Annotated in this window: 7 protein-coding genes and 1 pseudogene; 4 read left to right on the top strand and 4 right to left on the bottom strand. The window is 60.8% G+C overall.

From position 1 onward, the window contains the following. Window positions 1–55 precede the first annotated feature (55 nt). On the bottom strand, window positions 56–1,540 hold the full coding sequence (gene putP, locus EIY71_RS09850; RefSeq protein ID WP_085746450.1) for a sodium/proline symporter PutP: 1,485 nt from the start codon (window positions 1,538–1,540) through the stop codon (window positions 56–58). Window positions 1,541–1,996: 456 nt separating this feature from the next. Here putP and putA point away from each other — a divergent pair, with 456 nt between their 5' ends. Together putA and EIY71_RS09840 are read left to right on the top strand one after the other, a co-directional pair. Beyond that, entirely contained in the window at window positions 1,997–5,950 is a 3,954-nt protein-coding gene (gene putA, locus EIY71_RS09845; RefSeq protein ID WP_134021568.1) for a trifunctional transcriptional regulator/proline dehydrogenase/L-glutamate gamma-semialdehyde dehydrogenase, read from the top strand. Window positions 5,951–6,115: 165 nt separating this feature from the next. Further along, window positions 6,116–7,918, top strand: a complete 1,803-nt coding sequence (locus EIY71_RS09840) for an acyl-CoA dehydrogenase (RefSeq protein ID WP_134021565.1) — start codon at window positions 6,116–6,118, stop codon at window positions 7,916–7,918. A 221-nt stretch (window positions 7,919–8,139) separates the two neighbouring features. Here EIY71_RS09840 and EIY71_RS09835 read toward each other — a convergent pair whose 3' ends face one another. From EIY71_RS09835 to EIY71_RS09825, 3 genes are all read right to left on the bottom strand, one after another. Next, window positions 8,140–10,077, bottom strand: a complete 1,938-nt coding sequence (locus EIY71_RS09835) for a methyl-accepting chemotaxis protein (RefSeq protein WP_134021562.1) — start codon at window positions 10,075–10,077, stop codon at window positions 8,140–8,142. Window positions 10,078–10,177: 100 nt separating this feature from the next. Continuing rightward, complete coding sequence (locus tag EIY71_RS09830; protein ID WP_007952314.1) at window positions 10,178–10,480, bottom strand: cell division protein ZapA; 303 nt, start codon at window positions 10,478–10,480, stop codon at window positions 10,178–10,180. Further along, the gene (locus EIY71_RS09825; RefSeq protein ID WP_007952320.1) at window positions 10,477–10,707 is read right to left on the bottom strand and encodes a hypothetical protein; all 231 of its coding nucleotides are present in this window, start codon (window positions 10,705–10,707) and stop codon (window positions 10,477–10,479) included. Before EIY71_RS09825 ends, EIY71_RS09830 begins: the two co-directional genes overlap by 4 nt. A 248-nt stretch (window positions 10,708–10,955) precedes the next feature. On the opposite strand from EIY71_RS09825, the pseudogene EIY71_RS28915 reads away from it, so the two are divergent. Both EIY71_RS28915 and EIY71_RS28910 read left to right on the top strand, forming a co-directional pair. After that, a pseudogene (locus EIY71_RS28915) lies at window positions 10,956–11,708 on the top strand (MCP four helix bundle domain-containing protein); the annotation flags it as partial. 30 nt (window positions 11,709–11,738) lie between these two features. Next, window positions 11,739–12,611 (top strand): methyl-accepting chemotaxis protein, encoded by an 873-nt coding sequence (locus EIY71_RS28910; RefSeq protein WP_371850982.1) that lies wholly within the window; start codon window positions 11,739–11,741, stop codon window positions 12,609–12,611. Window positions 12,612–12,919 lie beyond the last annotated feature (308 nt).

Here is a 12,919-nt window from a genome sequence, read left to right as displayed (position 1 = left end):
GCCCGCTTCCTGGTAGGAAACGGGCCGCTTTCTGGTGAGCCTCAGCTCATTTCCATCACTTGTTCAGATGGAAATCCTTCTCGGCCGCTTCAAAGCGCTGAACCATGCCAGTGCTCGGCTGCCCCATCAGGCTGACGAAGTAGATCGCCAGGCTGGCGAAGATGAAGCCCGGGATGATTTCGTACAGGCCCAGCACTTCGAAATGCTTCCACACGATCACGGTGATCGCGCCGACCAGGATGCCCGCCAGTGCGCCGTCACGGGTCATCTTTTTCCAGATCACCGAGATCAGCACCACAGGACCGAAGGCCGCACCGAAACCAGCCCAGGCGTAGGACACCAGACCCAGCACGCGGTTTTCCGGGTTGGCAGCCAGGGCGATAGCGACCAGCGCAACCAGCAGCACCATGGCGCGACCAACCCATACCAGCTCGACTTGCGAAGCGGATTTACGCAGGAAAGCCTTGTAGAAGTCTTCGGTCAGGGCGCTCGAGCACACCAGCAACTGGCAGCTCAGGGTGCTCATTACTGCCGCGAGAATCGCCGACAACAGCACGCCTGCAATCCACGGGTTAAAGAGGATTTTCGCCAGTTCAATGAACACGCGCTCGTGGTTTTCGGTCACTGGACCGGCCACTTCCGGGTGCGCCGAGAAGTAAGCGATACCGAAGAAGCCCACCGCCACGGTGCCGCCCAGGCACAGGATCATCCAGGTCATGGAGATGCGACGGGCGTTGGCAATGGATTTCACCGAATCAGCGGCCATGAAACGCGCCAGGATGTGCGGCTGACCGAAGTAGCCCAGCCCCCAACCCATCAGCGAGATGATGCCGATGAAAGTGGTGCCCTTGAGCATGTCGAAGTTGCTCGGGTCCTGCGCTTCGATCGCCAGGAACGTGGTGTCGACGCCGCCGGTGGCCAGCAGCACGATGATCGGCGTCAGCAGCAGGGCGAAGATCATCAGGGTTGCCTGTACGGTATCGGTCCAGCTGACTGCGAGGAAACCGCCGACGAAGGTGTAGGCGATCGTCGCCGCAGCACCGGCCCACAGCGCGGTCTCGTAGGACATGCCGAAAGTGCTTTCGAACAGACGGGCACCGGCCACGATGCCGGAAGCGCAGTAGATGGTGAAGAACACCAGAATCACGACTGCCGAAATGATGCGCAGCAGACCGCTCTTGTCTTCGAAACGGCTGGAGAAGTAGTCCGGCAGGGTCAGTGCATCGCCGTTGTGCTCGGTCTGAACACGCAGACGACCGGCGACGAACAGCCAGTTCAGGTAGGCACCGACGATCAGGCCGATGGCGATCCAGCTTTCGGACAGGCCAGACATGTAGATGGCGCCCGGCAGGCCCATCAGCAACCAGCCGCTCATGTCGGAAGCGCCGGCGGACAATGCCGTCACCACGCTGCCCAGGCTGCGGCCGCCCAGAATATAGTCAGAAAGGTTGTTGGTGGAGCGATAGGCCATGAAGCCGATCAGCACCATTGCTGCGATGTAGATCACGAACGTGATCAGGGTTGGATTGCTTGCGCTCATTACGTACGTGCCCTGGCTTTGTTTTTATGTAGCGGCGGCGGTTGCACCGTTTGCAGACTGACGTCTGACAGACGATTCGCACGGCCGCGCATTTATGACCAATGTTTCCCCAGGAAAGCCATTGGCCGGTGCGTCGGGTTTCCCCGGTTGCACCTTGGGCGCGAATCCTATGCAACAAAGTAAAACAGGTGCAACCAGTTTCTTGAGAATTAGTTGCACCCAGTCGGATTTATCTTACGGAAGTGGCTTTTTGCTCCCTTTTAACGCAGTGACAACGCTTTTCTAGAAGCAAAAGCACCAAGCAAGAGCAGCACTTTCGTACCAGAAATTATTTCCTGACGAGCTGCAGAATATTCCGACAAAAAAGGGTTGCACCCGGTTGCACCCATTTCGGCTCGCGGCTAATCTTGCCGCCAGCTGTTGTCGCGCAACTGCGGCACCTATGAGGATAAAAATATGGCTACCACCACCCTTGGGGTCAAACTTGACGACCCGACCCGCGAGCGCCTGAAGGCCGCTGCAACCTCGATTGATCGCACACCGCACTGGCTGATCAAGCAGGCAATTTTCAATTACCTGGAAAAACTCGAGGGTGGTGCAACCCTGACCGAGCTGAACGGTTTGACCGCCAAGGACGCCGACGACGCGGGCGAAGTCCACACCGATCACGCTCACCAATGCTTCCTCGAATTCGCCGAAAGCATCCTGCCGCAGTCGGTGCTGCGCGCCTCGATCACCGCCGCTTACCGTCGCCCTGAACCGGAAGTGGTACCGATGCTGATCGAGCAGGCTCGCCTGCCGGCGCCGATGGCCGAAGCCACCAACAAACTCGCCGCAACCATCGCGGAAAAACTGCGTAACCAGAAGAGTGCCGGCGGTCGTGCAGGCATTGTTCAGGGCCTGCTGCAGGAATTCTCCCTGTCGTCCCAGGAAGGCGTGGCGCTGATGTGCCTGGCCGAAGCGCTGCTGCGGATCCCGGACAAAGGCACTCGCGATGCGCTGATCCGCGACAAGATCAGCACCGGCAACTGGCAGCCGCACCTGGGCAACAGCCCGTCGCTGTTCGTCAACGCGGCGACCTGGGGCCTGCTGCTGACCGGCAAACTGGTCTCCACCCACAATGAAGCCGGCCTGACTTCGTCCCTGAGTCGCATCATCGGCAAGAGCGGCGAGCCGATGATCCGCAAGGGCGTCGACATGGCCATGCGCCTGATGGGCGAGCAGTTCGTGACCGGCGAAACCATCGCCGAAGCCCTGGCCAATGCGAGCAAATTCGAAGCCAAAGGCTTCCGCTATTCCTACGACATGCTCGGTGAAGCGGCGCTGACCGAACACGACGCCCAGAAGTACCTGGCCTCGTACGAACAAGCCATTCACTCGATCGGCAAAGCGTCCCACGGCCGTGGGATTTATGAAGGCCCGGGCATCTCGATCAAGCTGTCGGCCCTGCACCCGCGTTACAGCCGGGCCCAGTACGAGCGCGTGATGGACGAGCTGTACCCGCGCCTGCTGTCGCTGACCCTGCTGGCCAAGCAATACGACATCGGCCTGAACATCGACGCCGAAGAAGCCGACCGCCTGGAGCTGTCGCTGGATCTGCTCGAGCGCCTGTGCTTCGAGCCGCAACTGACCGGCTGGAACGGCATCGGTTTCGTGATCCAGGCCTACCAGAAGCGTTGCCCGTACGTGATCGACTACGTGATCGACCTGGCTCGCCGCAGCCGTCATCGCCTGATGATCCGTCTGGTGAAAGGCGCGTACTGGGACAGCGAAATCAAGCGCGCTCAGGTCGAAGGCCTGGAAGGCTATCCGGTCTACACCCGCAAGGTGTACACCGACGTTTCCTACATCGCCTGCGCCCGCAAACTGCTGTCGGTGCCGGAAGTCATCTACCCGCAATTCGCCACGCACAACGCCCACACCCTGTCGGCGATTTATCACATTGCCGGTCAGAACTATTACCCGGGCCAGTATGAGTTCCAGTGCCTGCACGGCATGGGCGAACCGTTGTACGAACAGGTTGTAGGCAAAGTCTCCGAAGGCAAGCTGAACCGTCCGTGCCGTGTGTACGCTCCGGTCGGCCCCCACGAAACCCTGCTGGCGTACCTCGTACGTCGTCTGCTGGAAAACGGCGCCAACACCTCGTTCGTCAACCGCATCGCCGACCAGTCGATTTCGATCCAGGAACTGGTGGCCGATCCGGTGGCGCAGATCGAGCAGATGGCGACCGTGGAAGGTGGTTTCGGCCTGCCGCACCCGCGCATTCCGCTGCCGCGTGACCTGTACGGTTCCGAGCGTGCCAACTCTGCCGGCATCGACATGGCCAACGAACATCGTCTGGCTTCGCTGTCCTGTGCCCTGCTGGCGACCGCGCACAACAACTGGAAAGCTGCGCCGATGCTCGGTTGCGCCTCCAGCAACGAAGCGCCGGCACCGGTGCTGAACCCGTCCGATCTGCGTGACGTGGTCGGCCACGTGCAGGAAGCCACGGTCGAAGACGTCGACAACGCAATCCAATGCGCCCTGAACGCCGCACCGATCTGGCAGGCCACCCCGCCGGCCGAACGTGCCGCGATTCTGGAACGCGCCGCTGACTTGATGGAAGGCGAGATCCAGCCGCTGATGGGCCTGCTGGCCCGCGAGGCCGGCAAGACCTTCGCCAACGCCATCGCCGAAGTCCGCGAAGCCGTCGACTTCCTGCGTTACTACGCGGTGCAGGCTCGCAACGATTTCAGCAACGACGCCCACCGCCCACTGGGCCCGGTGGTCTGCATCAGCCCGTGGAACTTCCCGCTGGCGATCTTCAGCGGTCAGGTCGCCGCCGCACTGGCCGCCGGTAACCCGGTGCTGGCCAAACCGGCCGAACAGACTCCGCTGGTCGCCGCACAAGCCGTGCGTCTGATGCTCGAAGCCGGGATTCCGGAAGGCGTGCTGCAACTGTTGCCGGGTCGCGGTGAAACCGTCGGCGCCGGTCTGGTGGGCGATGAGCGCGTCAAAGGCGTGATGTTTACCGGTTCCACCGAAGTCGCGCGTCTGCTGCAACGCAACATTGCTGGTCGCCTCGACAACCAGGGCCGTCCGATTCCGCTGATCGCCGAAACCGGCGGCCAGAACGCGATGATCGTCGACTCTTCAGCACTGACCGAACAGGTGGTGATCGACGTGGTGTCGTCGGCCTTCGACAGCGCCGGCCAGCGTTGCTCGGCCCTGCGTGTTCTGTGCTTGCAGGAAGATTCCGCTGATCGCGTCATCGAAATGCTCAAGGGCGCGATGGCTGAAAGCCGTCTCGGCAACCCGGAGCGCCTGTCCGTGGACATCGGCCCGGTGATCGACGCCGAAGCCAAGGCCGGTATCGAGAAGCACATCCAGGGCATGCGCGACAAAGGTCGCAACGTGTACCAGGTGGCCATCGCCGATACCGAGGAAGTCAAACGCGGCACCTTCGTCATGCCGACCCTGATCGAGCTGGAAAGCTTCGACGAACTGCAACGCGAGATCTTCGGCCCGGTGCTGCACGTGGTGCGCTACAAGCGTAAAGAGATCGACCAGTTGATCGCCCAGATCAACGCCTCCGGTTACGGCCTGACCCTCGGCGTGCACACCCGCATCGACGAGACCATCGCCAAGGTGATCGACAACGTCAACGCCGGCAACGTCTACGTCAACCGCAACATCGTCGGTGCCGTGGTCGGCGTCCAGCCGTTCGGTGGTGAAGGCCTGTCGGGTACTGGCCCGAAAGCCGGTGGCCCGCTGTACCTGTACCGTCTGCTGTCGACGCGTCCTACCGATGCCATCGAACAATCCTTCGCTCGCGGTGATGCTGCCGTGGCACCGGACGTTCGTCTGCGCGACGCCATGAGCAAACCGCTGACCGCCCTGAAAGCCTGGGCCGACAGCAACAAGTTCGCCGACCTGAGCACCCTGTGCGTGCAGTACGCAGCGCAGTCGCAAAGCGGTATCACCCGCGTACTGGCCGGCCCGACCGGCGAGAAGAACAGCTACGCGATCCTGCCGCGCGAGCACGTGCTGTGCCTGGCTGACATCGAAGGTGATCTGCTGACCCAACTCGCGGCGGTACTGGCGGTGGGCGGTTCGGCGGTCTGGCCGGAATCCGACACCAGCAAGGCATTGTTCGCACGCCTGCCGAAGGAGATTCAGGCGCGGATCAAACTGGTTTCCGACTGGAACAAGGACGACGTGGTGTTCGATGCGGTTCTGCATCACGGCCACTCCGACCAGTTGCGTGCGGTCTGCCAGCAGATCGCCAAACGTGCTGGCGCCATTGTTGGAGTCCAGGGTCTGTCCCAGGGCGAGACCAACATTGCGCTGGAGCGTCTGGTGATCGAGCGCGCGTTGAGCGTCAACACTGCGGCAGCGGGCGGTAACGCCAGCCTGATGACCATCGGATAAAAGCAGCTGCAAGCTTCGAGCGACAAGCTGCAAGTAAAAGCAAACTGCTCTTACTTGCGGCTTGAAGCTTGTAACTTGTGCCGCCCCATCACCCTTATCTATCTTCCTTTCCCCTTTTTATAAGCCTCCCTAGACTGCGGCATACTTTATTTAAGGTAGGCCGCCATGTCCGAGACGCTGCTCAGTTCCCGCAATCTGGCTTTCGAGCTGTACGAAGTCCTCGATGCCGAGGGCCTGACCCGGCGCGAGCGATTTGCCGAGCACAACCGCGAAACCTTCGACGCCGCCATCGGCACGGCACGCAACATTGCCGAGAAATACTTCGCACCGCACAATCGCAAGGGCGACGAAAACGAGCCGCGCTACGAGAACGGTCAGGCGATTCTGATTCCCGAGGTGAAACCGGCGGTGGATGCTTTCCTCGAGGCTGGATTCCTCAACGCGGCGCGCAGTTTCGACGCTGGCGGCATGCAACTTCCTACACTGCTGTCCCAGGCCTGCTTCGCTCACTTTCAGTCAGCGAACGCGGCTTCTACTTCCTATCCGTTCCTGACCATGGGCGCGGCCAACCTGATCGAAAGCTTCGGCACCGAAGAACAGAAGCAACGTTTCCTGCAACCGATGATCGACGGCCGCTTCTTCGGCACCATGGCCCTGACCGAACCTCATGCCGGGTCGTCGCTGTCGGATATTCGTACACGTGCAGAGCCTGCGTCCGACGGCACCTATCGCCTCAAGGGCAACAAGATCTTCATTTCCGGCGGCGATCACCCACTCTCGGAAAACATCGTGCACATGGTGCTGGCCAAGCTGCCGGACGCACCGGCCGGGGTGAAGGGTATTTCGCTGTTTATCGTGCCCAAGTTTCTGGTTAACGATGACGGCAGCCTCGGCAAGCGCAACGACGTGTTGCTGGCCGGGCTTTTCCACAAGATGGGCTGGCGCGGAACGACGTCCACGGCGCTGAACTTCGGCGATAACGGCGAGTGTGTCGGTTATCTGGTAGGCAAGCCGCATCACGGTTTGAGCTACATGTTCCAGATGATGAACGAAGCGCGGATCGGCGTCGGCATGGGCGCGGTGATGCTTGGTTATGCCGGTTACCTGTACTCGCTGGAATACGCTCGCGAACGTCCGCAAGGCCGGGTGCCGGACAGCAAGGACCCGACGACGGCGCCGGTGGCGATCATTCAGCACGCGGACGTCAGACGCATGCTGCTGACACAGAAATCCTACGTTGAAGGGGCGTTCGATCTCGGCCTGTATGCGGCGCGACTGTTCGATGACACCACCACGCTGGAAACCGAGGCCGAGCGCAAACAGGCGCATGAACTGCTGGATTTGCTGACGCCGATCGTCAAATCCTGGCCATCGGAGTACTGCCTCAAGGCCAACGAACTGGCGATCCAGATTCTCGGCGGCCACGGCTACACCCGTGAATACCCGGTGGAGCAGTACTACCGCGACAACCGCCTGAACCCGATCCACGAAGGCACTCACGGTATTCAGTCGCTGGACTTGCTCGGGCGCAAACTGGCGCAGAACGGTGGTGCCGGGCTCAAGCAACTGATTCGACTGATCGCCGACACCGCCGAGCGGGCGGTGGCGTACGAATCGTTGACCGCGCTGCGTGAGCCATTGGAGAAACTGGTTGCTCGCCTACAAACCGTGACCATCGGTTTGTTGACCGATCTGGCTCAGGGCAAGGTCAACAGCAGCCTGGCGAACTCGGCGTTGTACCTGAAGGTGTTCGGGCACGCGGTGATTGGCTGGCGCTGGCTGGAACAGGCGATTCGAGCCGAGGAAGGGTTGGCCAAGGGGAATGCGGCGGATGTCGACTTCTATAAGGGCAAGTTGCAGGCGGCGCGTTATTTTCTGACGTGGGAAGTGCCGGGGTGCCAGCATGAATTGGCGTTGCTGGAGGCGCGGGATGATACGTGTCTGGCAATGCAGGATGCGTGGTTCTAAAGCCGGCCCTCACCCCAACCCTCCCGAAACGTCGGACCGCCCGGAGGGAGAGGGAGCCGACCGAGGTGTCTTGCGCCGTACATCGACCTGAAAAACCGGTTTGATTATGGATTCGGCGAAGCACTTTCAGGTCGACACATCTCCAGAGCATCCCCCAATCGGTCCCCTCTCCCTTTGGGAGAGGGCTAGGGTGAGGGCCTCTTTGGATCTTGGCACTTAACTCAACTCAACTTGAACCCACCCATCTGCCGCGCCAGATCATCCGCCAACCGCTGCAACATCTGACAATCCTCGCGACACGCCCGAACCTCCCCCGCCGTCGCCCGGGCCAGATCGGAAATCCCCTGCACGTTACGGTTGATCTCCTCAGTCACAACCGACTGTTCCTCAGTCGCCGTCGCCACCTGATGGTTCATGTCGCTGATGCGCTCGACCTGCCCGGTAATCGCAGTCAAAGAAGCCCCGGTACGCTGGCTCGATTCAACCCCGGTGCCAGTCGCAGCCTGCCCGGTACGCATTGAAGACACAGCATTCTCCGCCCCCTGCTTGAGGCTGCCGATCATCTGCTGAATCTCGTCGGTAGACGCCTGAGTCCGACGCGCCAGCGTCCGCACCTCATCCGCCACCACCGCAAAACCACGCCCCATATCGCCGGCTCGAGCAGCCTCGATGGCAGCATTCAACGCCAACAGATTGGTCTGCTCGGACACCCCGCGAATCACCGCCAGCACCTGATCGATCGACGCCACCTGATGCGCCAGCTCACCCACCGCGCCCGCCGCGACGCCAATTTCATCGGACATACTTTCTATATGGCGAATCGAGCCACCCACCACTTCCCGCGCCTGCATCGCTTCATCGCGGGCAGTTTGCGAGGCGAGCGCAGCATTGCCGGCGTTCTGGGCAATTTCCTGCACGGTCAGGCCCATCTCGTGGACGGCGGTGGCGACCATGTCGGTCATTTCCTGCTGACGACCGGAGCGTTCGGCGGTGTTATCCACAACCCTGGCCACCTGACCGACGGCAACGCGCAGACGCTCGCTGGTAGTCAGCACTTCGCCGATCATCCCGCGCTGGCTGTCGAGGAAACGGTTGAAGCCCCGGGCGAGGTCGCCCAGTTCGTCGGCGCGGCTGGAATCTAACCGATGGGTCAAATCTCCACCGCCGCTACCGATTGCTACCAGCGCAGCTGTTACCTGACGAATCGGTCGCACCAATCCCTGAGCCAGCCAGATCACCAGCGCCAGGCAAACCAGCGCCACCGCCAGACCGATGCCGCTGCTCATCCACATCGCCCGGCGGGCTTCGGCGTAGATCTGCGACTGTGGCACTTCGGCCACCAGGGTCCAGCCGAGGTCGCGCAAAGGCAGGCTGAAGGCGAGGAAGTCTTCGCCGTCGCGCTGGAAGCTGCTGTTGGCGGCGACTTTATGGCCCATGACCGCTTGTGCTGCTGCGCCACCGATCTGCTCGCTCAAGGTGCGCTTGCCGCTGAACTGTGCTTCGGGATGGACCTGGATCAAACCGTCGGAACGCACGAGATAGACCTTCCCGCGCTCGCCGAAGCTGAAGTTGTGGATCAGCTCCGACAGCTCTTTCATGCTCAATCCAAGACCCGCCACGCCGACCACTTTGCCGGCCTGCTCCACCTTCAAATCAATGAACAGTGCCAGCTCTCCGGTGGCCCCGTCGTTGTCGATGTTCAGAGTTCGCGGCTGATTGCTGTCGAGGAAGGAGTAGAACCACGCATCGGCCGGTTTGTCGCGACTCAGGGTGCGATCCAGGCCTTTTTCGGTGATGTAGTGATTGGATTCCGTGCCGATGATCAGCGCGGTAAACGCCTTGTGTTCGGCGCGGATACCTTCCAGATACTGCGCGAAGCCCGCCGTTTTGGCGGAGTCTTCACCATTGGCCAGCCAGTCGCGGACCATGGTGTTGCTGGCGATGTCCTTGGCGGCGGTAAGGGGCTGAACGAGGATTCGTTCGATGTCGTTGCGCGTCGCTTCGATGCTCGACGGCAGCGCCTGTTCGACCAGATAGCTCTGGGCGAGGCGGTTGACCACCAGGGTATAAATGCCAACCACGATCAGAATGCTGACCAGCAGGGCGGTGCCCATACCGAGGATCAGCTGCCATTGAATACTGCGACGCCAGAACTGCATGGAGCACCCCCAAAGAATAAGAGGCTGAAACACTGCAACAGCCGTGCCGATTGTATACAAACCAATCGACAATCTTATTCTTTGGTTGTGCGCAACCCCATCAACCCTGATTGATGGTCTTGGCGATGGTCTCGACCGTGGCGCTGACTTGCTCTTGGTAACGCTCGAGTTCTTCCTGATGCTGCTTCTTCATTTCAATCTGCTGCGAGCACAGATTCATCGCCGCCAGCACCAGCAGGCGGTCGCCGATCAGGGTCGGGTATTTGCGCTTGGTGTCGGCCAGCGCGGCCTTGAGCATCAATGCGGCGTCCAGCAGGGTCTGTTCTTCCCCGGCCGGTGCCTTGATCGAATAGTCCTCCCCCATGATGGAGATGACTTTTACCCCTGCTGTGCCGTGGTTCATGCGCTGACAGGACCTGCGTTGACGCGATCAACCAGGGCCTGGATGCGCGCGGCGGTGGCGCCGTGCTTTTCTTCCTGTTCCATCAGGCTCAGTTGCAGGCTTTCGTTTTCATCCTTGGCCTGGGCCAGTTCCGTGGACAGGGTCTGGTTGGTTTCCGACAGGGTCTGGTTCTGTTGCACCAGGTCGCTGACGAGCTGTTCCAATTGGCTGAGGGATGCTTCCAACATTTTGATCTTCCAGGGCTTTTTCAAAGGGCGCGTACGATAAAGAAAAGTCGTCGTTGACGCCAGGGTTAAACCGGCGCAAGGCCTTGATTTTCCTGGCGGCTCGACCGTTCTTGCGAGTCTTAGAGACTGTCATCTGCCAATCTGGTTCCTGCACTTCGTCGCTTGCGTGCGGATGCGACAAATACGCGCACCGACTCAAGACTTTAGTCGTATGACCGATAAGTCACCCAACAGCAGTCTCAGCCCGCATGGATGCGGCCCTTCCTGGTATACGCCCCATGTCCCTTCGCAATATGAATATCGCCCCCCGGGCGTTCACCGGCTTCGCCCTGATCGGCGGCCTGATGCTGATTCTTGGTGTGTTCGCCCTGAACCAGATGAGCAAGATCCGCGCAGCAGGCGAAGACATCGCCACCGCCAGCGTGCCTTCGATCAAGGCCCTCGACGAATTCACCCAGTTGACCCTGCGCCTGCGCGTGCTGTCGTATCGGTTGCTGATCAACCGCGAGCCAGACGTCCAGCAAAAAACCATCGAGCTGTTCGATTTGCGCAACCGGCAGATCACCGACGCGCAACGCGCCTACGAGCCGCTGATCGATGGCCCGCAAGAACGCGCGGCTTACGATCAGTACGTGCAGTTGCTGGCACAGTACCGCCAGCTCGAAGACCGGATGAAGACTCTGTCACGCAACAATCAGATCGACGAACTGCGGCAGATGCTCAACACCGATTTGCTCGCCAATTCCGAAGCGGTGAATACCGCTCTCGCGCGTTTGCTGGAGATCAACACCCAACAGATCGCCGAGACCAATCAGGGCGCCACGGATCAGTATTCGATGTCGTTCAATCTGGTCGTGACCCTGTTGATCATCGCCACCGGCCTGACCTTCCTGTTCGCCTGGTTGTTGACCAGCAGCATCACCAAGCCAATCGCCAAGGCACTCGATGCGGCGGAAACCATCGCCGAAGGCAACCTGACCCAGCCGATCCACGTTGACGGCACCGACGAAGCCGGTCGCCTGCTGGCAGCCATGGCCAAGATGCAATCAAAGCTGCGCGACACCCTGCAGCGGATTTCCGGCTCGGCCACCCAACTGGCCTCCGCCGCCGAAGAGCTGAACAGCGTCACCGACGAAAGCGCCCGAGGCCTGACCCAGCAGAACAACGAAATCGAGCAGGCCGCCACGGCGGTCAACGAGATGACCAGCGCGGTGGAAGAAGTTGCACGCAACGCCGTCAGCACCTCGGAAGCTTCGAAGAACGCCACCACCTCCGCCGGCGACGGCCGCGATCTGGTGCAGGAAACCGTCAGCGCCATCGAACGCATGAGCGCCGACGTGCAGAGCACCGCGACCCTGATCGGCGATCTGGCCAACGAATCCCGCGACATCGGCAAGGTGCTGGACGTGATCCGTGGCCTGGCTGACCAGACCAACCTGCTGGCATTGAACGCCGCGATCGAAGCGGCCCGTGCCGGTGAAGCCGGTCGTGGTTTTGCCGTGGTGGCTGACGAAGTCCGTGCCCTGGCGCACCGCACCCAGCAGTCGACCAGCGAAATCGAGCGCATGATCGGCAGCATCCAGAGCGGCACCGAACACGCCGTGGATTCGATGCGCAACAGCACCGAGCGCGCCGAGTCGACCCTGAACATCGCCCGTGGCGCCGGTCTGTCGCTGGACACCATCAACACGGCCATCGTCGAAATCAACGAGCGCAACCTGGTGATCGCCAGCGCAGCCGAAGAGCAGGCGCAAGTGGCGCGGGAAGTGGATCGCAACCTGGTGAACATCCGCGATCTGTCGGTGCAATCGGCGACGGGCGCGAATCAAACCAGCGCGGCGAGCAACGAACTGTCGCGCCTGGCGCTGGATCTGAACAATATGGTTGGGCGGTTTAGCCTTTGATTTTTTAGATCAAGGTCAAGATCAAAAGCTACCCCCTCACCCCAACCCTCTCCCCCTAAAGGGGGCGAGGGGGAGGGAGCAGATCTTCGTGCGTTTCAAGACCTGAGTTCGACTCGCTATTTCAGGTCGATGTAACTCGAGAGAGCCACTCGGTCAGTCCCCTCTCCCTCCGGGAGAGGGCTAGGGTGGGTAAAGACCGGGTACATCCTTTACGTTTGAGACCGGGGACATGGTTTACAGGTATCAATCATGGTCAGGAGGTGCTGACCATGCCCTGGAATCAAGAGTCCCCGATGGATCAACGAGTG

Origin of the sequence: Pseudomonas sp. CH235, from assembly GCF_004368175.1 — a bacterium.
In the GTDB taxonomy this organism is placed as follows: Bacteria; Pseudomonadota; Gammaproteobacteria; order Pseudomonadales; family Pseudomonadaceae; genus Aquipseudomonas; species Aquipseudomonas paraglycinae.
The sequence above is the reverse complement of the archived record's forward strand: the minus strand, read 5'-3'. Positions and strand labels throughout refer to the sequence as shown.